18 protein-coding genes are annotated in these 20,886 nt (G+C 59.6%); 1 reads left to right on the top strand and 17 read right to left on the bottom strand.

Features of this window, described 5'->3' with window-relative positions; translation table 11 throughout:
• Positions 1–11: 11 nt before the first annotated feature.
• From MHX65_RS07090 to MHX65_RS07020, 15 genes are all read right to left on the bottom strand, one after another.
• Complete coding sequence (locus MHX65_RS07090; RefSeq protein ID WP_239269463.1) at positions 12–2,144, bottom strand: [protein-PII] uridylyltransferase; 2,133 nt, start codon at positions 2,142–2,144, stop codon at positions 12–14.
• 6 nt (positions 2,145–2,150) lie between these two features.
• Positions 2,151–2,489, bottom strand: a complete 339-nt coding sequence (locus MHX65_RS07085; RefSeq protein ID WP_005278617.1) for a P-II family nitrogen regulator — start codon at positions 2,487–2,489, stop codon at positions 2,151–2,153.
• Positions 2,490–2,716: 227 nt separating this feature from the next.
• Positions 2,717–3,085 (bottom strand): Na+/H+ antiporter subunit G, encoded by a 369-nt coding sequence (locus tag MHX65_RS07080; protein ID WP_239269462.1) that lies wholly within the window; start codon positions 3,083–3,085, stop codon positions 2,717–2,719.
• Between the two features lie 3 nt (positions 3,086–3,088).
• On the bottom strand, positions 3,089–3,379 hold the full coding sequence (locus MHX65_RS07075; RefSeq protein ID WP_005278611.1) for a cation:proton antiporter: 291 nt from the start codon (positions 3,377–3,379) through the stop codon (positions 3,089–3,091).
• Positions 3,376–3,909 (bottom strand): monovalent cation/H+ antiporter subunit E, encoded by a 534-nt coding sequence (locus MHX65_RS07070; RefSeq protein WP_239269461.1) that lies wholly within the window; start codon positions 3,907–3,909, stop codon positions 3,376–3,378. The genes MHX65_RS07075 and MHX65_RS07070 overlap by 4 nt, the downstream gene beginning before the upstream one ends.
• The gene (locus MHX65_RS07065) at positions 3,910–5,451 is read right to left on the bottom strand and encodes a monovalent cation/H+ antiporter subunit D family protein (protein WP_239269460.1); all 1,542 of its coding nucleotides are present in this window, start codon (positions 5,449–5,451) and stop codon (positions 3,910–3,912) included.
• Positions 5,451–5,927, bottom strand: coding sequence for a sodium:proton antiporter (locus tag MHX65_RS07060; protein ID WP_239269459.1), 477 nt, complete (start codon positions 5,925–5,927; stop codon positions 5,451–5,453). Before MHX65_RS07060 ends, MHX65_RS07065 begins: the two co-directional genes overlap by 1 nt.
• Positions 5,927–8,902, bottom strand: coding sequence for a DUF4040 family protein (locus MHX65_RS07055; protein WP_239269458.1), 2,976 nt, complete (start codon positions 8,900–8,902; stop codon positions 5,927–5,929). The genes MHX65_RS07060 and MHX65_RS07055 overlap by 1 nt, the downstream gene beginning before the upstream one ends.
• Before the next feature lie 249 nt (positions 8,903–9,151).
• Positions 9,152–11,179: a signal recognition particle-docking protein FtsY gene (ftsY, locus tag MHX65_RS07050; RefSeq protein WP_239269457.1), complete on the bottom strand. Its 2,028-nt coding sequence runs from the start codon at positions 11,177–11,179 to the stop codon at positions 9,152–9,154.
• Positions 11,180–11,233: 54 nt separating this feature from the next.
• A complete protein-coding gene (gene smc / locus MHX65_RS07045) occupies positions 11,234–14,746 on the bottom strand; it encodes a chromosome segregation protein SMC (RefSeq protein ID WP_239269456.1) in 3,513 nt (1,170 codons plus the stop codon).
• Between the two features lie 57 nt (positions 14,747–14,803).
• Entirely contained in the window at positions 14,804–15,082 is a 279-nt protein-coding gene (locus tag MHX65_RS07040) for an acylphosphatase (protein WP_239269455.1), read from the bottom strand.
• Between the two features lie 18 nt (positions 15,083–15,100).
• Positions 15,101–16,603, bottom strand: a complete 1,503-nt coding sequence (locus MHX65_RS07035; RefSeq protein ID WP_239269454.1) for an alanine/glycine:cation symporter family protein — start codon at positions 16,601–16,603, stop codon at positions 15,101–15,103.
• Between the two features lie 53 nt (positions 16,604–16,656).
• The gene (gene mutM / locus MHX65_RS07030) at positions 16,657–17,472 is read right to left on the bottom strand and encodes a bifunctional DNA-formamidopyrimidine glycosylase/DNA-(apurinic or apyrimidinic site) lyase (RefSeq protein WP_239269453.1); all 816 of its coding nucleotides are present in this window, start codon (positions 17,470–17,472) and stop codon (positions 16,657–16,659) included.
• 3 nt (positions 17,473–17,475) lie between these two features.
• On the bottom strand, positions 17,476–18,246 hold the full coding sequence (rnc, locus tag MHX65_RS07025; protein ID WP_239269452.1) for a ribonuclease III: 771 nt from the start codon (positions 18,244–18,246) through the stop codon (positions 17,476–17,478).
• On the bottom strand, positions 18,243–18,791 hold the full coding sequence (locus MHX65_RS07020) for a YceD family protein (protein WP_239269451.1): 549 nt from the start codon (positions 18,789–18,791) through the stop codon (positions 18,243–18,245). The genes rnc and MHX65_RS07020 overlap by 4 nt, the downstream gene beginning before the upstream one ends.
• Before the next feature lie 150 nt (positions 18,792–18,941).
• On the opposite strand from MHX65_RS07020, the gene MHX65_RS07015 reads away from it, so the two are divergent.
• Entirely contained in the window at positions 18,942–19,559 is a 618-nt protein-coding gene (locus MHX65_RS07015; RefSeq protein WP_239269450.1) for a hypothetical protein, read from the top strand.
• 101 nt (positions 19,560–19,660) lie between these two features.
• On the opposite strand, the gene MHX65_RS07010 is transcribed toward MHX65_RS07015, so the two are convergent.
• A complete protein-coding gene (locus MHX65_RS07010; RefSeq protein ID WP_239269449.1) occupies positions 19,661–20,428 on the bottom strand; it encodes a DivIVA domain-containing protein in 768 nt (255 codons plus the stop codon).
• A gap of 241 nt (positions 20,429–20,669) precedes the next feature.
• Positions 20,670–20,886, bottom strand: a 217-nt coding sequence (locus MHX65_RS07005) for a hypothetical protein (RefSeq protein ID WP_239269549.1), incomplete at its 5' end; no start/stop codon positions are given.

Here is a 20,886-nt window from a genome sequence, read left to right as displayed (position 1 = left end):
ATTATTCAATCTTAGTCCCTAGCCAGGGCCCTGGTCACATTCCCCACCACCTGGGCGCGAGAAACCGAAGCTCCAAAGAACACATGCACAATCATCGTTGCACCCAAGATTTCATGGCGCAGCCACATAAACTCCGGCAAAGCCTCCACCAGATAGCCCAACGCGCCTATCCTCTCCACGGTGCGAATCTCTAAGATTCCGCCCACGTTAAACGCCGCCGTCGTGGGCTCACCTGCGATCTCGGGAAGCTCGGTGTACGTCCGCGAATTATAGGACTGGATAAACCTGTCCGGTTCCGCGGCCTCTCTAAGCGTCTTTTGCACGGTGCGGATGACAAACTCCGCCTGATAACCACCAGCATCACCGCGCACGAAATTGGCCCGCACAATGGTCCACCCTAGGGCGGAAATCAACGCAAAAATGCGCTTAAAATCCGCCTTATTGGCGCCGGACCAGGTTACTGTGACCACTTCCTCCTGCCAATCAACCGCAAGCCCTACCCCATACTCGTCCTGCGGAACACGCACTAAGGGGCGGGTCACTATGCGTGGCTTATTGGCCTCCAAGGCGCGGGCCACGATAAGGGCCTGCGCCTGAGCGGTGCGAGCGGACCAAACCCCAGGGCCCGTCGATAAGGCATCCGCCTTGGATAAGGTGGCAAGCAGCGAAATGGTCAATTGGTCATAATGGCACGCATTTAATAGGGCATCGCGCGCGGCGTCCGAACTCGGATCCATCGTCGCCGCCAATCGCGCCAGGCTCGTATGCTCTGCCACCACGGTTTGCACGCGAGATATATCCGCAAGGTTAAACCGCATGCGCGCGGCCTGCCGTGCCACCAGCTCTGCCCCTACCTGCTCGTGCGGGCGGTCATGGCCCTTGCCCAAATCGTGATACAACGCAGCCAAGAGGAGGAGATCTGGGCGGGCCACCGAGGTCCGGACCTCGGCGCAGCGCGTCACGGTGGCAACCAAGTGATAGTCCACGGAATGCATGTGGCTGCGTTCCCTGGGCAGTAAACCGCGCACATGACCCCATTCGGGGACCAAGCGCTCCCACAGGCCATAGCGATCCAGCTCCGCAATCACCCGCGGGGTATGAGAAGGCGAAGACAAAATGGCGAAAAAGTCATCGACGGCCGCCCGCGGCCACCGCTCCGGTGGAGCCGGCAGCTCCTGCAACGCCCGCCACGTCGCAGGTAATACGGAATAACCCGTCCGTGCTGCGGCCGCCGCGACTCGGGTCAACAGCCATGGATCCGCACGATTGGGCGTACGGGCCAGGGAGATAACGTCGCCATCGGCCACAACGTCCACGTCGAGGGGACGCCGCACGCGGCTCCTTCCCTGCGACTTACTAGCGCTGCGGCTACCCAAAACGTCGCGGGCTGTGGCCAAGCTACGCTCTACCGCTTCATCGACAGCAGAGGCCGCAGTTACCAATGCCGCCGTTAGCTCATAGCGGCTGTTAAAGCCCATTTCATCAGCAACATCTGCGGCAAAGTCCGGATCCAAAATATCGCGGTGGCGGCGAGCCTTTACGTGCAGCAGGGTCCGTGCATCGAGTAGCAGCCGCCGCTCTTCTTCCAGCACAGGCAGATCGCACAGATTTCCTAGGGCTAAAGCGCGCAGGAGCTGAATATCGCGCAATCCCCCTCGCCCGTTTTTTAAGTCTGGGTTGGTCATGGTGGCAACGGCGCCAGAACGGTTCCACCGGGCGATGGCGATAGCGACGAAGCTATCAAAGCCCCGCTGCAGCTGCCGCCGCCACGCGTGCAGGAGGCGCTGACGGGCGTCATCGACAAGCGGCTTCTCGCCGGCGATATACGTCAGGTCCAATTGTGCGAAGCCAGCCGAGGCGTCCTGCAGAGCGATCTCGGCGCACTCCTGCGGGGTGCGCAGGGCGAAGTCCAACCGATACTTGGCATCCCACACCGGATACCACAAGTCCTCTACCAAGCGGGGATCTGGCTCGTGGTCCTCCGGGAAGATCAAGATGACATCAATATCGGAATAGGGAGTCATCTCCTGCCTGGCTAAAGAGCCAGTTGCAGCTAGCGCCGTGTGCGGCGGCAGGTCTAAGTCCTGGAGCACGCGCACCGCCCCGGCATAAGCCTCGCTGCGAAGAGCGGATGCTGCCACCATCTGTAATTACAGGGCGGTCTCGCCGCGCTCCCCGGTGCGGATGCGGATGACGTCTTCTACCGGGGTAATCCAAATCTTGCCATCGCCAATCTTGCCGGTATAAGCGGCATCCACGATGGCATCAATGAGGTCTTCCACCTGGTCATCAGCGGTCAAAACCTCCAACTTCACCTTGGGCACAAAGTCCGTCGCGTATTCGGCGCCGCGGTAAACCTCGCTGTGCCCGCTCTGCTGCCCAAAGCCTTGGCTTTCGGTCACTGTAAGGCCGTGTACATCCTGCTGTTTTAACGCCTCCCGGATATCCGGCAGAGTAAACGGCTTAACAATGGCGGTAATTAGTTTCATTTAATCCTCCTAATGAAAAGTATAATTCGGTGGCCAAGCGCGGCGCGGATATGCTGCGTTCCAGTCTAGCCCGGCCCAACTTCCGGATGTGCCCGAATTACGGTGGCGATCTGCAATTACAACTGCATCCACTGCGTTAAACACCGCGGCAGCGCAAAGGAAACGCGGGCCGCACACCCTCCATGGAAAAGGTACGAACCCGCGCTGCACACTAGGGTAGGAAATCCCTAGATTTCGTCTTCATTGGCGAAGACGGTCTGAATTTTCTCATTATTGTGTTTGGCGTGCTTGACGTCAGTAACCGCAACGCCATAGATGGAACGTCCCAGGTAGAACGAGCCCACCGAGCCGATAATCCAGACGCCAAAGCATGCGATGAGGCCCTTGATAAGAAGCGCCAAAGAAAAGCCATCTTGACCAAAATCCACGACTAGCTTGGCGAGGATAATAAGCGGAACCGCCAACCCCACGGTCGGGCCCATCAGGTTGGCACGTGTCAGGGCATCCGGTGCGCGCCACAAGGAGACCACGGTTGCCACCACAAGGATGGTAGCCACAATGAGCAGAACCGAAGCAATAATCTCGTAAACAGCCATGGCTTATCGCCGACCTTTCGAAATAATGCGGGCCATAGACAAGGTCGGCAAAATACCGGCCGCGATGGCGCCAATCAGGGCAATGTCATAGGCCAGTGGGGCATTGTTGATCATTGACCAACCGAGGTACATGCAGATCATGCCGTAAAAGACGATGTCTGACATCACCGCGCGGGTGAGCTCATCGCGAGTGCGCAGCGCCAATAGCACCCCGCACCAGGCGGCCCCGCCCATGATGAACACGCACACCAGTACAACCCAACCGAATGGGGACAATGTTGCAAAATCAATCATCGGTCGGTCTCCTTCCTGCGTTGAATTTTCCGGGCGAGGTGCTTGGGCTTTTCGACGTCCGCCTGGCTCTCCGAAAGCGGAGTGTCCTCCGCCCGCGCGAGATCCGGCGAGCGCATATAGCGGCCCAGGGTATCCAAGGGGAATTCGTAGAAAGCCTCATCGAGCTCCGTCGTATCCCCTTGCCCAGGAACGCCATAGTCGATGCTCTTAACGCGCGGTGCCAAGTGCTCTTCCATATCGGCCAAGTCAGCCACGATCGCGGCAGGATCGGAGCCCTGTACCGCTTGTACTAGCACGATGCGGGGCAAGCCCTTGCGCGGTGGTTCGCGCAGTCCCAAGGACAGCGTGCCAGGGGTAGCGGTAATGGAGGAGGTGAACCAGAAAATCTCCCAGGCGCTGGTAACGCGCAGTGGGTACCGGATGATCACCGGGTGGTATTCGTTATCGGACTTAAATGCTGACATCGCCAGGGTGAACCCAGCAACGAAAATCTCCTTGATGAGCCAGAGTGCATAAGCTACGGCATGCATTTATCGGCCCTCCTGAATGTCATCGATATTAGGTAGTGCGGCTGAGTCATCGCCCAAGATGGTGTCAGTATAAGCCGTCGTGTCCAGCAGTTGTTCGGCTGCGGTTTCCACCACATCAATAACCACGCCGGAAAAAATGAACATGCCCAGCGAGACCAAGATGAGCGCTGCGGAAGGTGCCATCAGCTTCTTGCGGATGATGAGCTCATCGGGAACCTTGTCCGAGGGCAGATCGTGTCCCCAGAAGGCTTCGCGCCAGACGCGCAACATCGCCAAGAATGCCGCGAAGGAGGCGATGATGATGGCGGCAATGGCAATCCAGGCCCAAGCGCCGCCATTGCGGGCGACCTCGAAGACGATCATGAGCTTGCCCCACATGCCGGAGAATGGCGGGAAGCCCACCACAGAGAAGGCACCGGCGGCAAAAATCCAGGCGATAATGGTATCGCGGCGTGCGAGGCCGGATATTTTGGTCAAGTCACCCGTGCCATAGGTCTCTTCGATAGCACCGGACGCCAGGATCAACGAGCCAACGGTCACCATGTGGTGAATCGTGTACATGATACCGGCGGCCAAGGCGCGACTTGGGTCTTCCGAGGTAAAGGCCAGCATCACCAAGATGAACGGCATACCGTTGAGCATCTGGTAACCCAGCACGCGGCGAATCGTCTTTTCGGTTAGACCACCGAAGGCACCGATCATCATCGAGATCAGCATGAGGACGATGATGAGTACGTTCCACCGCTGCTCGAGATCGAAAAGCTGCACGTACAGCCGGTAGAGCATGTAGACGGCGACCTTCGTGTGCAGGCCGGAGAAAAGGCCCATCACCGCGGCCGACGTGCCTGGATAGGTGCGCGGCAGCCAAGACTGCACCGGGAAGACACCGGCCTTGGCGGTAATCGCAATAAGGATAATGCCCGCGGCGACGGTCACCGGGCCGTTGCCGGCGGCGGCTCCCTGCAAGGCAGCCAGGTTGACCGTGCCCGTGACGGAATAGATATAGCCGACACCAACCACCAGCAGCGTGGAGGCAAAAAGGTTAACGAGGACGAACGCGCGTCCTGCCGCCAAGCGCGACCACGTGCCCGACATGGTGATAAGGCCGTAGGACGGCAACAGCATGACCTCAATGAACACGAAGAAGTTAAAGAGGTCAGCGGTCAGCAGCGCACCGCATACACCGGTGATAAGAATCAGCGTGAGCGAAGGGTAATAACGAGATTTCGTCTCCCCGCCCACGATGGCGAACCAGTTAGCGCCAAAGGCCACGATCATCGTGGTGATGATCATCAGCGCGGAGAAGGCATCCGCAACGAGCGGAATACCCACATTTCCTACGTAGAGGCCCACGGTATGCGCCACTACCCCATTGTTCATGGTGTAGATCAACAGTCCCAGGCCGGCGAAGACACCGACTCCGGGGATGATGAGCATGATCGCATCGCGAACGGCGCGCCACGGCGCCAGCAAGGCAAGAGCCGCGGCAATGAGCGGAATGCCCGGGAAAAGCGGAAGAAGTTGGGCTACAACATCAGCCATTATTTTTCATCCTCCTTCTTCCTATTTACCCCGCGCTCAGCCACGGGGGTGTCGTGGTCTACCCGGCCAATGCGATCGAGCTCATTCGCGGACTCTTCCAAAATCGCGCGGTTCTGAGCATCGCGGCCCAAGGTAGAAAATGCGTGGTCAATGGTGTTGTCATCGACGGGTTCCACAACATCGGTGTCATCGTTTTTGCCCATCGCAGCCATGGTCAACAGGATGGTCGAGGTTGCCATGGAGATAACAACGGCCGTCAGCACGAATGCCTGCGGTAGCGGGTCGGCCATCTGATCGTGGGGTACCTCTGAGGGAAATGCTTCGCCTCGGTAGGAGTACACACCAGTGGCCAACAAGGTCAGGTTGGCACCGTGGCCGAATGCCATCATGCCCAACACAATGCGGACCAGGCCGCGTTGTTGAATGAGGTAGACGGCGCCCCCGAAGAGGATGGCGATAGTTAACGCGAGAATCATTACTTCTCCCCTCCTCGGTTGGCGTTAGAACGGCGACGTTGCTTTGTCTTTGCCTCTTTGGGGCTGAGCAAAGCGAGCGGATCCGTCGACGGGTTGATTGGGTCTGGATACGGATCGTCCGCATCCTCAACGGCGATGCGCGGCGTGGCCGGCAGGGCCGAGTCATCATCATGAATCCACGGCAGGAAGTCCCGCTCAGTACCTGGCCTGAGGTAGCCGCCCAAGGCGTTGATGGCCATCGTGAGCATGCCCAACACGGCCAGGTAAATACCGAGGTCGAAGATGAGGGACGTCGTCCAGTGCTGGCCAAAGGCTTCGCCGTGCAAGGCAGTGAGGAAACCACCATTGCCAAAGCCGTCGTGCCAGTAACCAATAAAGCCTGCCAATAGCGCCGTAATGATGCCGATGCCGGTCAGATGCACTGGGGTCATCCGGCCAAAGACGATTTCATCGGAACCGCGGGACAGATAGGTCAGGCCAATGGCCGCACCCATAATCAGCGCCGCGGGGAATCCGCCGCCGGAGGCATTGTGCCCGCGGAAGAAGACGATGACGGACATGATGATGAGCAAAGGAATGACAATATTGATTCCCTTGCGCAGCGGCACGGAGTTCAGCTGCGACTGACCGAAAGGCGCTGGGCGCGTACCCGAGCTGAACGGGAAGCGCGGCAGCGTCGTAGTAATGGCTGCAATAACGACGGCGGCCATGCCCAGCACGGACAGCTCGCCCAAGGTATCGAGTGCACGGAATTCCACGATGATGGTGGCCACGACGTTATCGCCACCCGTGATATCCGGTGCCTCGTCGAGGTACCACAGCGCCAAGTCCGAGCGTTCGTGGCGGCCCATCAGGCCCCAGACGCCGAGGAAGGCAGCGATACCGGCCAATACGGCGATAACGATGGAGCCTACCCTGCGGGATTTATCAGTAACCGGCTGGAAGGTCTCCGGCAGGTAACGCAGCACCATCATCATGACGACCACGGACAGGGCTTCCACCATGAACTGGGTCAGCGCGACGTCCGGTGCGCCCAAGAGGAACATTTGCAAGGTAACGCCCGTACCTGCGATGCCGATCATGACGGCGCCGGTTAGGCGGTTCTTGGTGCGTACCAGCCCGAATACGGACAAGGCAATGATACCCAACGGCAGCAGGTCCCACGGGTTATCGAGACCATCGACGCGCGGTTGCAGCGGTACGCCGTCGACCCCCTCGCCAAACAAGGTAGTCCCCGCCAGGACGATAATCACAATGACGATCGGCAGGATGTGACGGGACGGGTTGTGGGAATCGGACATCTTGCCCAATACCTGGCCGAGCTTGGCGCAGCCATCTTGCAGGCTTTGCAGGAGCTCGTTGCCGCTGCGCGGCATGAAGTTGCGTCCCTCGAAGGCCGGCCACATCTTCTTGCGGGCAAAGAGACCGGCAATACCGGCCACCAGCACGAGAATCGAAATGATGAATGGAACGTTGATTCCATGCCATACCGCAAGGTGAGAATGCGTTTCCATGCCCACGGCGCCAACGGCATGCTCCAAAGGCTCATCGAAAATACCCAAGACGAAGACGAGCGGCAGGGACATAAAGCCCGGCAGCGCCGCGGGAAGCCACAGGGCAACTGGGGCTTCGTGGACATCGTCCATAGAGCGCGGCCCATCGAAGAATGCACCGAAGACGATCTTCGCCGAGTAGGTGAAGGTAAAGAAGGCACCGATACCTGCCACGGCAAGCAAGATTGCTTGCCCTGCGCCGCCAATGGGGGCGTCCTCAAAGGCGGTGAGCATTCCTTCCTTGGACACGAAGCCCAGCAGCGGAGGAACCGCAGCCATGGAGGCGGCGCCGATGACGACAGAGCCAAACGTCCACGGCATCTTATTCCACAGCGGGCCAAGGCGACGGATATCGCGCGAACCCGCTTCATGGTCAATGACGCCGATGAGCATGAACAGCGAGGACTTAAAGAGCGCGTGGGCCAAGGTGTGCACCAGTGCTGCCCCAATAGCGAACGGGGTACCGACACCGATGGTGGCCACAATCCAACCCAGGTGAGACACGGTGGAATATGCGGTCAGCTTCTTCAGGTCCGTCTTTTGCACCGCGAATACCGCGGACATAACCGCCGTGCCCATACCGACGACGATGAGCACCCAGTTCCACACCGCGACATCGTAGAAGACCGTGGAGAAGCGAATGAGCAGGTAAATACCCGCCTTGACCACGGCCGCGGCGTGCAGGAACGCCGAGACAGGCGTAGCGGCGGCCATGGCTTCTGGCAGCCAGAAGTGGAATGGGAATTGAGCGGACTTGGTAAAAGCAGAAGCCGCGATAAGCACGGCAACGCTCGCGGTCACGCCGGGGCGCTCATCCCATACCGAGGATGCGAGGATCTCAGAAATGGTGGTCGAACCGGTGGTCACTGCGGCGATGCCCAATGCCGTCAATAGCGTAAGGCCACCGATAAAGGTCAGGATTAAGGTGCGCTGCGAACCTGCCTCTCCCCCGGAGCCAGAACGCGCAATGAGCATGAAGGAAGCCAAGGAGACAAGCTCCCAGGCGAGGAATAGGACAACAACGTCATTGGCCAGAACCAGCAACAAGATGGACAGCGTGAACGCCGTCATCAATGTATAAAAGCTCGTATTTCCCTCATTTTTCGGGAGATACGCTGCCGAGTACGTCAGCACGACAGCGCCAATGACAAGAGCCAACATGGCGAAGAAGATGCTCAATGCATCTCCACGCAGAGCGAAACTTACATCAACCCCCGGTGCAATAAAATCGCGTACCCAGGTGGCTTGGAAACTGAGTTCCTGCCCCGCTGCAATGGCAGAAAAATCCTTAGCAATGAGCACCGCTGCGATGAGAAAGAGGACGGCTAATGGATAGCCCGCCTGTCGGTCCATGACCTTTACGGTCACCGGTGCCAAGATCACTGCCAATGCTGCGAGGAGGACAGCAAAAAGTAGCGTCACGAAATACTTGCCTCACGAACCTTGGTCTTGGATTGGTGCGAATTTCGCACCGAATCACTAAATACAGCCCTACCAGATTACCATTGCTCACCAGCTCAATGCAGATCACAGCAATCCAGGGCTCCCCATGCTCGCAGGACATACCTGCAAGGCACATAGGCGCGAAAAACTCCCCAGCACCCGCGACTACTTCATTTAATGAGCAGCCAGGTACTGGGGAGTTATCTAAAACGGTTGAGGGAGAAGACCCTATTTCTCACCTAGCAAGGCATCGACGAATCCTTCGACTTCGAATGGCGCAAGGTCATCGGCACCCTCGCCCAAGCCCACAAGCTTGACTGGAACGCCCAACTCCTCTTGCACTTGGAAGACGATGCCGCCCTTCGCCGTGCCATCCAACTTGGTGAGCACCACGCCGGAAATATCCACGACCTCGCGGAAAATGCGAGCCTGTGCCAGGCCGTTTTGGCCCACCGTGGCATCGAGGACCAAGAGGACCTCATCAACCTCGGTCTTCTTTTCTACGACGCGCTTGACCTTGCCCAGCTGATCCATCAGGTCAGTCGAGGTGTGCAGGCGGCCGGCCGTATCGACCAAGACGACATCGACCTGCTGTTCCACACCGGTGGCCACGGCATCAAAGGCCACGGAGGCTGGGTCTGCGCCTTCCTTGCCACGCACGGTTTCGGCGCCCACGCGGCGTCCCCACGTTTCTAGCTGGTCTGCAGCCGCAGCACGGAAGGTATCTGCCGCACCCAACAGGACGCTGTGATCCATCGATACGAGAACGCGGGCGAGCTTACCGGTGGTGGTGGTCTTACCGGTGCCGTTGACGCCTACGACCATGACAATGGCGGGCTTTCCGTCATTGGGCATCGCGCGAATGGAGCGATCCATTTCTGGGTGGCACGCCTCGATGAGGCATTCACGCAGCATGGCGCGGGCCTCTTCCTCGCTCGACACGCCACGCTCAGCAATCTTGTCGCGCAAGGAATCGGTGACCTTCATCGTGGACTTGGTGCCCAGATCCGCCATGATGAGGGTATCTTCGATTTCCTCCCAGGCGTCTTCGTCCAGATCGCCGGCGGAAAGAATTCCCATCAAGCCTTGGCCGATGGCGTTCTGGGAACGAGAGAGGCGCCCGCGCAGACGGCCGAGGCGGCCTCCCGCCGGAGCGATGTCCTCGGTGGGCTGGGCCGCCGCAGCAGGTTCGCCTTCTGGCACCGGAGTTTGTTCCTTGGCTGCTTCCGCAGCATCCGTTTGTGCATCGGCTGCAGCCGCAGCTTCTTCTGCTTCCTCGTGGTTATCGACGCGTTCTTCGATGTGGTCTGCGTCTTTATCATCTACCACCTCATCGAAGACCGGGGATTCATCCTCTACCTCGGCGGCCTCGACGGATACAACGTCTTCCGGGTCTTTTTCTTCATGGTCTGGCTCGCCGCGGTGGTAGTCGTTCGCACTTTCTGCCGCAGGTTTCTCGGCGGCGGCTGGGGCGGAGTGCTCGCTGTCCTCTACTTCTTTATCCTTTGCTTCCGCCTTTGCGGAAGCAGGTGCGGAAGCTTGCGCGGAATCCGGCTTGTCAGAATGATCCTTTGCCTCATCTGCGGCGGATTCCTGGCGGTCACCAGAGGCTGCAGCAGCGGCGCCGACTCCCCCAGCTGCGGCCCCAGCGGCAGCCGCAGTACCGGCAGCGCCTTTGCCTTCAGGCTTATCCGCCGCAGGCTTGGGTTCCGGTTCCGGAGTGGTGGCAGGATCGGACTCGGCCTTAGCTTTATCGCCATCGCCGTCCGCTGCAGGTTGCTCAGGTTCTGCGGACTTCTTTGACTGCTCGTCAGATGCAGATTCTTGGCGCTGCGGTTCTTCCTCCTTGGCCGCCTTATCGGGGGCAGCGTTCTTATCCTTAGCCGGTTCAGGTCGCTTGGCCGCCGGCGGCTCTTCACCGTTGAGCTGGGCATTCGCGATATCGGTGGCGCTGGGCTCTGACTGCTCCGAAGATTCCGGCTGCTGCGGCTGCTTAGCCTGCTGCGGTTGAGTCTGCTGCGGCTTCTCCTGCGCTACCTTTTCGGGTTCTTTTGAGCCTGCTGGGGCAAAGTTGAAGCCAGACTTCGCCTGGTAATTGCCGGACTTTTGCTCCTGGGTTAGCTGTTTGGGCTCTTCCTTGGGTTTTTCGAAAGAAACCTTCTTGGATTCACCGCGCTTTTTGCCGATTGCAATGAAGACGACAATCAGCACAATGACAACGACTGCTATGCCGATCCATAACCATAAAGAATTCATGCCTCTATAGTGCCAGCCTTTCGGGCTTGCGGCACATAAGGGCGGCGAAATCTTCTATTCCGTTGATTGCGGTGCATCAACTCCAAGCCGCGTCGCATCCTGGCTCGCTTGCTCGGCTCCCGGCGCGAGTCCGGCTGGATTCATGCGCTGGGAGATGACCCGGGTGATGCCATCGCCGCGCATGGTCACGCCATAGAGGACATTGGCCACATCCATGGTCGGCTTTTGGTGCGTGATGACAATGAGCTGGGAATCTTTCCGCAGTTCCTCGAATAAGGCGATGAGCCGGCGCAGGTTGACATCATCAAGCGCTGCCTCGACCTCATCCATGACGTAGAACGGGCTGGGGCGCGCACGGAAGATCGCCACGAGCATGGCCAGCGCGGTAAGGGATTTCTCGCCGCCGGAAAGCAGCGACAGGCGCTTGACCTTCTTGCCTGGCGGCCGGGCTTCGACCTCGATGCCGGTGGTGAGCATGTCTTCTGGCTCGGTAAGGATTAACCGGCCCTCTCCACCCGGGAAGAGGGTATTGAATACCTTGGGAAACTCTGCTTCCACATCCCGCCAGGCATCGGTAAACAGCTGCAGGATCTGCTTATCCACGTCCGAAATCACCCCGGCGAGATCCTGGCGGGCTTGGATGACATCGTCTAGCTGCGTAGAAAGGTAGCTGTAGCGCTCTTCCAGCGCCTTATATTCCTCCAAGGCCAAGGGGTTGACCTTGCCCAAGGAGTTCAAATCCTTTTCCGCCTGCTGCAGTCGCGACTTTTCCGCGCTGCGGTCGAAGTCTTCGCCCGGGGTGAAATCGCGCAAAAGGTCAGCGATAGCGATGCCCAGTTGTTCGCCAATCTTTTTTTCGGCTTCATCTAGGCGCACCTGCGCCTGCGAACGAGCTAGCTCTGCTTCATGCGCCCGTGCTGTTAGCCGGTCGCTATTTTGACGTGCGGCCGATACCGCCTGCTTGGCCTGCTGCAATTGGGAATTTAAGGAGTTGCGCTCGTGGACAAACTCATCGCGCTCGGAGGTGGCGCGGCTTAAAAGCTGGTTTGCCCGGGCTGCCAAGTCCTGTGCGTGCCGTGCCACCGCTGATGCCAATTGCCCCTGCGCCTTGCGGCGGGCCATGGCCTGTTCATGGCGGGCCTTCGCTTGGCGCTCGTGTTGGGCCTGGCGCCGCAAATTATCGGCCTTGCCGGCAACTTGACCCACGCGCTCTTGCGCCGAGCGGGCCGCGACTTGGGCCTCCATTTCCATGGATTTTACCTCTTCCAGCGCGGCCGAGGCGGCATCCCTATCGGCGGACGAGGGCTCGTCTGGTTGATCGTCGGCATCGACGCGGGCGAGCCTATCGCGGGCATCGGCAAGCTCCTGGTTGGCTTTCTGCAACCGGATCTCGATCTCGGTGGCGCGCTGCGCGGACTTTTCCAGCTCCGCCTTATTTGCCTCGTACTGCTTCTCCAGGCGGTGATGATCGCGCTTCCAGGCATCAACCTCGGTATCGTGCTCCCGCAATGCTGCCTTGGCGGATGCGGCCGTCACGCGGGCATCCTCGGCGGCAATCTTTGCCCCCTTCAAGGTGCCAGAAAGCTCGTGCAGGGCTTGATTTGCCTGCTCTAACTCCTCTTCAGCCTCCGCGATGCGGGCGGTGACCTCCACGGTGGACGAGGAACCGGTGCCGACCTCGACCCACCCTTCGCCGATGACAACCCCGGACGCGGTCACGGCGCGCAGGCGCGGATCATCGGCCACGAGGCGCCGGCCGTGGGCAATATCGGGGACGAGGGCGACATCGGCAAGCAGCCGGTGCAACGCCACCGAAACCTCAGGTTGCACCGTGACGTGATCCAGCAACCAGGAAGCTTGCGGCGGCAGATCGGCATCGACGCGCCACGAACTCGCGGGCGCTGAAGCCGCCGCATCTAGCAGCGCCGAGCGCGGGCCCTTCTCCAGATCCGCAATCAAGCCCTCGGTCAACTGCCCCGCCTGCGCCTCTGCGAAGGTGCCCAACGCGGCCGCAACCGCCGATTCATAGGTGGTGGAAATATACGCGGCCAATGGCTGGAATTCTTCGCCCACCTCGACCGACTCGGGGATGGTCTGGGACAGCGTATCGATGCGGGACCGCAACGTATAGACACTGCGCTCGCGCTCGCGCTGGGCATCGCGGAGCTGATCCAAGCGCTTATCGGCAGCACCGGACTCGCTGGCAGCCCGCGTATGCGCCTCCTCCAAAGGCTGGCGCTCCGCGGCATAATTATCCAACTTCTGCGCTACCTCAGCGGCTTCTGCCTGCGCATTCTGGGTGCGGCGCTGCAGCGAAGCCACGGCCTCTTCCTGCCGCGCCAGCTCTTCTTCCGCGCTGGCTACCTGCCCCGCCGCCTTTTCTTCGGCGGCAAAAAGGCGCACAACTCCCTCGCGGCGGTCCGCAATGGCGCGCACCTGTGCCATATGTTCGTGCTCGGCGGCCTCGAATGCTTGCCGACGCTCCGCCACTTCCTCCCGAATGCTTTCTAACCGCTCCGCAGCTTCTTCTGCCGCTACCACGAGCTCCTCGTGTTCCTCGTCCGCGCGCGTCGCCTTGGCCTCAAGATCATCCGGATCCTGGCCGGCATAGGCGACCTGGGACCCGGCATTATCCGCCCGCTCCTCTGCGATGCGCTGGGTCGCCGCAATGCGCTCGGACAAGGTCGAGAGATCAAACCACAGTTTTTGGGCCGCTTCCGCTTGCGGATTGACCTCCTCCAGCTGGGTTTCCAGCTCCATTTGGTGCTCGGTCGCTTCTTCGAGCTGCGCCGTGGTCTCTTCCACCTGGGTAGATAAGACCGTCGCGGTCTGCTCGGCAGCGGAAAGCTTCTGCCGCAGGCCGACGATGCGGCCTCCGGCCAGGCGCAGGCGCGCATCGCGCACATCAGCCTGCACCGTGGCCGCGCGCTGGGCAGCTTCTGCCTGCCGCGCCAAGGGCTTGAGTTGTTTTCCCAGCTCATCAGTCAAATCCTGCAGGCGGTCCAAATTGGCCTGCATGCCCGTGAGTTTGCGCTGGGCTTTTTCTTTGCGGCGGCGGTGTTTGAGGACACCTGCGGCTTCCTCGATATAGGAGCGGCGATCCTCGGGGCGCGATTCTAGAATTTCAGAAAGCTTGCCCTGCCCCACGATGATGTGCATCTCTCGGCCAATGCCGGAATCAGAAAGCAGCTCCTGGATATCCATCAACCGGGCCTTTGCCCCATTGATTTCGTATTCGCTCGCGCCGTCGCGGAACATGCGGCGGGTAACAGATACCTCGGAGTACTCGATGGGCAGCGCACCATCGGCATTATCGATGGTGAGCGTGACCTCGGCTCGGCCCAGTTGCTTGCGGTCGCCTGCCCCGGCGAAGATGACGTCTTGCATCTTGCCGCCGCGCAGGGTCTTTGCGCTAGCCTCTCCCATGACCCAGGCAAGGGCATCGACCACGTTGGATTTGCCGGAACCGTTCGGGCCGACAACAGCGCAGATGCCCGGCTCAAATTTGAGAGACGTCGCCGACGCGAATGACTTAAAGCCTTTGAGCGTCAGCGATTTCAGGTGCATTTGGGATAGTGTAGCAAGCCTTTAAGACACGAGTTGCAGCAAGCATTGGGTTGGCTATTAGCGCTCGACAAAGCCGCTTTCGCCCTTCGCAGCAGCCCACTGCTCGACCACTAAATCGACGCTGCCGGGGCGGCGGGTGGTGCTCGGTTGCTCCTGCAATAGTTCCAAGAGCTTCTCGCAGTCTGTGCGCGGGCCCTCAGCAACAACCTGCACGCGGCCGTCTGCCAGGTTGGTCGCATGCCCAGAAAGGCCTAATTCCAGTGCGCGCGACCGCGTCCACCAGCGAAAGCCCACTCCTTGCACGTTGCCGTGCACAAAAGCCGTCATTCTTTCCATGTCACTGCACCATCCTCATTAGTAGCGATCGGCCTCGCCGCGATCGCGCAAGATTTTACGGTCCGCAGCGCTGCGGCGGGTCACTGGGTCAGAACCGTCCCAGCACTCCACGCCGGGCACACCCGGAAGCATATCGCGGTGGAAGACCGGATCGACTCCCTTACTGCGCTGCTCGTTGAAGTTCTTCAGCAATTGAATGGCCACGCCGGATAACGGAACAATGGCGATGATATTCAGGATCACCATCGTCGCCGCACCGGTATCCGCCAGGGCGAAGACCAATGGCAGGGACCCGACGGCACCGAACCAGACAAAGAACAGCACCACGAGGCGGAAGGTATTGAGCACCGTCTTATTGGTGGTGAGGTATTCCAGGTTGGCTTCTGCCAAATAGTAATTGCCCAAGATGGAAGAAAAAGCCAGGAAGAACAGGATGAAGCTGACGAAGTGAATGCCCCAGTGGCCAACCTCGGCGGACAAGGCCGCCTGGGTAAGGGAAACGCCCTCGGCCTCTTCACCGTAGGCAACTTCCGGGCCAAGCAGGATCAGGAAGGCGGTAATGGTACAGACCACGATGGTGTCGAAGTACACGCCCAAGGTCTGCACCAGGCCCTGCTTTACCGGGTGGGAGACGGTGGCGGTCGCCGCCGCGTTAGGAGCAGAACCTTCGCCGGCCTCATTGGAAAACAGGCCACGCTGGATGCCCTTCATCATAGCGGTGCTGATGCCCGCACCGGCGATTTCCTTAAAGCCAAGCGCGTGGCCGATGATATCGCCCAGCATGCCCGGGACCTTGTCAAAGTTCGTAATGACCACGAAGCCACCTATGAGCAGGTACGCCAGGGCCATAAACGGAACGACTACCTGGGTGATATTGGCAATGCGCTTCACGCCGCCAAAAATGATGAGGCCCGCGGCAATCGCGATGATGATGCCAATGATGGAGCCAAAGGTGGCATCGTCTTCGCGGCCGAAGGAAAAGGCCACGGCCTCTACAATGGCGTTGGTCTGGAAGGAGTTATAGACCAAGCCAAAGGTAAAGACGATAGCAATAGAGAAAAGAACGCCGAGCGGGCCCCAGCCCAGGCCACGCTTCATGTAGTAGGCCGGCCCGCCGCGGTACGTATCGCCATTGCGGACCTTCCACAGCTGCGCCAGGGTGGATTCCACGAAGGCGGTCGCACCACCAAGGAGGGCGATGATCCACATCCAGAAGACGGCGCCAGGTCCGCCTACGGAGATGGCCACCGCGACGCCGGCAACGTTGCCGGTGCCCACGCGCGATGCTGCGGAGATGGTAAATGCCTTAAATGCGGAGATTCCCCCGCTTCCTGCGCCCTCATCCTCATCATCGCTGTTGGGTCGCTCGACCACGGCGCGCAGCATATCGGGTACTTTGCGAATCTGCACCACCGCGGTACGAGCGCCAAATAACAGGCCTGCACCGATAAGCAGCCAGGGCAGGATGTATGTCCACACGCCATCGTTAAATGTCGTGACGACATTTTCGAGAAATTCCATGCGAATTAATTTACTGCCTGAAGGTGCACAACGTGAACCTCACGGGTGCGAGATTATTGGCAGTGGGGGCAATAATGGCTCGAGCGTCCCCCGATAACACACCGCTCAATGGGCGTGCCGCAGCGGGAACATGGCTGGCCAGCGCGGCCATAAGCTGCAAGCGAGCGCGCGAAATAGCCGGATTCACCATTGACGTTAACGTACAAAGAATCAAAGCTCGTTCCCCCCGCTTTGAGGGCGGCAGACATCACGGTCTGCGCCGCGCTTAATAGCGCCACGGCGTCTTTTTGCCGCAGCGCAGAAGCTTTCTTGCGCGGTGAAATGCGTGCTGCCCACAGCGCTTCATCTGCGTAGATATTGCCAATGCCAGATACCAGCGATTGATCCAATAGCGCCGTTTTTGCCGCGGTTTTCTTCTGCCGCAGGCGGCGCGCAGCGCTAGCGATATCAAAATCGGGTTCCAGGGGATCCAAGCCGATATGGGAGATCTTGGACCACGGCGCATATAGCCAGTATCCAAAGGTGCGCTGGTCCACAAAGTGCAGGTCGGTGCCATCGCTGAGCCCTACCGTGATGCGGCGGTGCGGCGAATCGGTAGGGCCGATGCGCAACTGACCCGACATGCCTAAGTGAATAAAAAGCACGTCGCGGTGGCTATCCATCGGGTCCTCCCCCACGAATTCCAGCCACATGAATTTGCCGCGGCGGGCCACCGCGGCGATTTCCTTGCCCACGACAAGGCCCGCCAGCGGTTCATCTTGGCCGCGGTTCGCCCGCGGGTGCGCAATGTCTACCGCCGTAATTTCTTTGCCCACGACGTAGGTTTCCACCCCGCGGCGCACCGATTCTACTTCGGGCAACTCTGGCATTATTTAGCCTTCTTTATGGGCGGTCCCTTGCACCAGCAACGGGGTTTCGCGCAGGGTTTGGCATGCTTCTTGCGCGGCCTGCTGCTCCGCTAATTTCTTATTGTGGCCCTGCCCATTTCCCACGGTCAGCCCGGCGACGGTGGCAACCGCGCTGAAGGTTTGATCGTGTTCTGGGCCGGTAGCGGTAGCCGAATAGACCGGCATGGGTGCTTTCAACTCAGCACACAGCTCTTGCAAGGTGGTCTTCCAGTCCAAGTGGCGCCCGCTGACGGAGGCATTATCGATCTTTTCCGCAAAGAGGCGCAGGATGACATCGCGGGCGGTTTCAAAGCCGTGCTCGCGGTAAATGGCACCAAAAATCGCCTCGGTGGTATCCGCAAGGATGGAATCCTTATCCCGCCCACCGGTGGACTGCTCGCCCTTGCCCAATAAGATATGCGGACCCAGGTTAATCTCACGCGCGATATCGGAAAGCCCATAGCGCGAGACAATGGAGGCGCGCATCTTAGAGATATCGGATTCCGGGCGCGATGGATACGTCACGTACAGCTTCGCGGCCACCGATAGCCCTAAGACGGCATCGCCCAAGAACTCAAGGCGCTCGTTATTAGGCAGGTGGCCGTTTTCATTGGCAAAGGAACGGTGTGTGAGCGCCAAGCGCAGACTGTCCGGTTCCAGGGCAACGCCGAGCGATTCCAAGAGCGAGCTGTGGTCCACCGCCGCAAAGGCGGCCTCCCATGCCTCGTGCCCGGTCAGCTTCTTCTTGCGGCTCATAGGAACTTCTCCAGACCTGCCCAGCGCGGGTCTATCTTCTCCTCTTCCTCTTCTTCCCCGGAGATTCCGGTGGTCAAACCCTCTGGGGTCTGAATATCGCAGCCGTCTTCGCAGACGGGGGCGAAGGGAAGGTTCAGGCCGACTTCATCAATCACCGCCTGGAGTAGATCCAGCTCATCGTCTTGGATTTCGGGGATTTCATCGCCCGAACCGGCATCGTCAGAATCGGCGTCATCGCCGCTGACAAAGGATTCATCGGCGGCAAAAACCTGGGTCACGTGCAAATCCAGCTGCGGGTGTAGCTCTTTTAAGCAGCGCGCACACTCGCCCGTGAGAACACCCGAGATATCTGCATCAACCAGAACGCCTGAACCCAGCGGGGTCAGGGTCGCGGCAACGGTGAGATCTTCGCCTTTGGGGATGGCGATCATTTCCACGCCGATCCTTTCCGGTGCAGGGCCCGTCTGGGTGCGTTGTTCCGGCATTACGTCAGCGCCTTGGGCGTTTAATAATTCGCCCACATCGAACTTCAATGGAGATGTCATAACAGTTGGTAGTCTACCCTGCCTCGCAAACTCCGCGTAGTTGCTGGCACGACCGCATTTTCTGGCAAGAAACTGAAGGTTTGGGCATAAAGCGCTATGGCTTGCCGGTTTTCCCTTTCCTGCAGGCCGCGGCGGCCTTAGCCTGAAAGCATGACTTACCACTTGGCCGCGGCCTCAGGAGATTTGAGCGCTATCGCTCCTAGATTCGGAGTGTTGTGCTGCCTTCCCGCCACCTTCTTGGTCATCTCTGGGTTAGTCCTCCATCGCCTGCCCAAGGCTGACCACTCTGGCATCTACGGCGACAAGGGCCTGCGCCTTTCCTCCGCCCTCATCCTCAGCATGTGTGCGGGGCTTATCTCCGGCGCGATTTTGGTCATTCCCTCCGGCCTCGACCTCACGGTGCTTACCGGCGCCCTTGTATTTTCCGCCAGCGCCGCCGCCATTACGTGGCTCTCGCGCGAAGCCCTTGCCTGCGCGCTGCTTTGCGTCGGCGCCATGTTCCTGACCGCAGGCGCGGTTATTAGTCTTAGCGCGATGTTCTTCCCCCAAGACTTTATGAGCGGCTCGATGACCTCGCTCACCTCCTACTTCACCACGGCCCTGGTCACCTTCCTCTTACCCGGCCTGGTCAGCGCGGGGATTGTAGCCTTCGTAGCGGTCCAGAGCCAGCGCCCTCACCCTGCTACGAATACTGCTGACGCCGCGCTTGCCGATGCCCCCTCATCGTCCCCCACGCCGCGCTACTCCAACTCTCGCAGCTCGGTCTAGCCTCCCACAAGCACAATAAGTCCTGCTACACGGTGACGCGATTTTCGCAAATCACCCGTGCAGCAGGACTTTTTAAGCGTCGTGCCTTGTAACTTACGCCTTTAGCGCTCGGTGTAACGGCGCTCGTAGCCGTCGCCCTCACCGTAGCGCGGGGTGCTAGCACCACCGCGGGAAGAACCGGCGTTCGTGGACGGCAGGTAGTCGCCGCCGCGAGAGCGCACGCCGGCCCCACCGCGCAGGGCGGAACGATCGGAGTTTACGGTGCGCAAGAGGCCACTGAGGGAGCTTTCAAATTCGCTGAGCTTGCTATCTACAAAGTCATCGCACTCCGTGCGCAGCCGGTTGGATTCGGTGTATGCGGTCTCCACGATCCGGTTGGCTTCTTCGTTGGCGCGGCGCACAACTTCAGATTCGGAAACCAAACGCTCTTGTTCCTGGCGGCCCTCAGCCACCGAGCGCTCGTATTCCTCATTGGCCTGAGCAATGGTGCGGTCCGCATCTGCGCGGGCTTGCTCAACAGTGTTTTGAGCGCGTGCCTCGGCATCGGCCACTAGCCGCTGCGCATGTTCTTCTGCCTGCGCAACCGTGGTATCGGCCTCTTGGCGCGCCTGGCTCACCATGTCGGTGGCCTCCGCAGACGCCTCATTAATGGTGTTATCCGCACGCTCTTCGGCGCCGCGGATAATCTCGTCTTGCTTGTCTAAAACGTCCTGCGCATCGTCGATTTCTACGGGCAGCGCGTTGCGCAGGTCATCGAGAAGCGCCAGCATCTCATGGCGGGGGACCAAGCAATTGGAGGTCATGGGAAAGCCAGAAGCCTGCTCCAAATGCTGAACTAATTCATCAAGGGATTCAAAGACACGGTACATGCTGGGAATTCTACAACGCGCCACCCCGCATTGTGTGGAGGGCGCGCCTTGGATCCTCAGGCCGATGCAACGAAGGCTAAAGCTCTCCGAGTTCAATTCGCTTCCCGTGTGCGATTAACCCATTTTCCCTCCACATACCTGCGGCACTGGCGCATACAGCTGCCGTGCCATCGCAGCAATGCAAAAGCTCCCCGTCTCCCCGCGGGTGCGGGGAAATGGGGAGCCGTGAATGAAGGGGAGTTTAGATAACGCCCTGTGCCAGCATGGCGTCAGCCACCTTCTTGAAGCCGGCGATATTGGAGCCAGCCACGTAGTCGCCTTCACGGTCGTATTCCTTGCGGGTGCGGGGAAATGGGGAGCCGTGAATGAAGGGGAGTTTAGATAACGCCCTGTGCCAGCATGGCGTCAGCCACCTTCTTGAAGCCGGCGATATTGGAGCCAGCCACGTAGTCGCCTTC

Source organism: Corynebacterium sp. ACRPS (genome assembly GCF_022346005.1).
Lineage (GTDB): Bacteria > Actinomycetota > Actinomycetes > Mycobacteriales > Mycobacteriaceae > Corynebacterium.
Note: the sequence above shows the minus strand (reverse complement) of the source record. Positions and strands in the feature narration are given on the sequence as shown.

Bases quoted from the DNA above. Each gene is read 5' to 3' on its own strand.
- MHX65_RS07090 (WP_239269463.1), bottom strand. From the start codon at position 2,144: ATGGTGGCAGCATCCGCTCTTCGCAGCGAGGCTTATGCCGGGGCGGTG.
- MHX65_RS07085 (WP_005278617.1), bottom strand. From the start codon at position 2,489: ATGAAACTAATTACCGCCATTGTTAAGCCGTTTACTCTGCCGGATATC.
- MHX65_RS07080 (WP_239269462.1), bottom strand. From the start codon at position 3,085: ATGGCTGTTTACGAGATTATTGCTTCGGTTCTGCTCATTGTGGCTACC.
- MHX65_RS07075 (WP_005278611.1), bottom strand. From the start codon at position 3,379: ATGATTGATTTTGCAACATTGTCCCCATTCGGTTGGGTTGTACTGGTG.
- MHX65_RS07070 (WP_239269461.1), bottom strand. From the start codon at position 3,909: ATGCATGCCGTAGCTTATGCACTCTGGCTCATCAAGGAGATTTTCGTT.
- MHX65_RS07065 (WP_239269460.1), bottom strand. From the start codon at position 5,451: ATGGCTGATGTTGTAGCCCAACTTCTTCCGCTTTTCCCGGGCATTCCG.
- MHX65_RS07060 (WP_239269459.1), bottom strand. From the start codon at position 5,927: ATGATTCTCGCGTTAACTATCGCCATCCTCTTCGGGGGCGCCGTCTAC.
- ftsY (WP_239269457.1), bottom strand. From the start codon at position 11,179: ATGAATTCTTTATGGTTATGGATCGGCATAGCAGTCGTTGTCATTGTG.
- smc (WP_239269456.1), bottom strand. From the start codon at position 14,746: ATGCACCTGAAATCGCTGACGCTCAAAGGCTTTAAGTCATTCGCGTCG.
- MHX65_RS07040 (WP_239269455.1), bottom strand. From the start codon at position 15,082: ATGGAAAGAATGACGGCTTTTGTGCACGGCAACGTGCAAGGAGTGGGC.
- MHX65_RS07035 (WP_239269454.1), bottom strand. From the start codon at position 16,603: ATGGAATTTCTCGAAAATGTCGTCACGACATTTAACGATGGCGTGTGG.
- mutM (WP_239269453.1), bottom strand. From the start codon at position 17,472: ATGCCAGAGTTGCCCGAAGTAGAATCGGTGCGCCGCGGGGTGGAAACC.
- rnc (WP_239269452.1), bottom strand. From the start codon at position 18,246: ATGAGCCGCAAGAAGAAGCTGACCGGGCACGAGGCATGGGAGGCCGCC.
- MHX65_RS07020 (WP_239269451.1), bottom strand. From the start codon at position 18,791: ATGACATCTCCATTGAAGTTCGATGTGGGCGAATTATTAAACGCCCAA.
- MHX65_RS07015 (WP_239269450.1), top strand. From the start codon at position 18,942: ATGACTTACCACTTGGCCGCGGCCTCAGGAGATTTGAGCGCTATCGCT.
- MHX65_RS07010 (WP_239269449.1), bottom strand. From the start codon at position 20,428: ATGTACCGTGTCTTTGAATCCCTTGATGAATTAGTTCAGCATTTGGAG.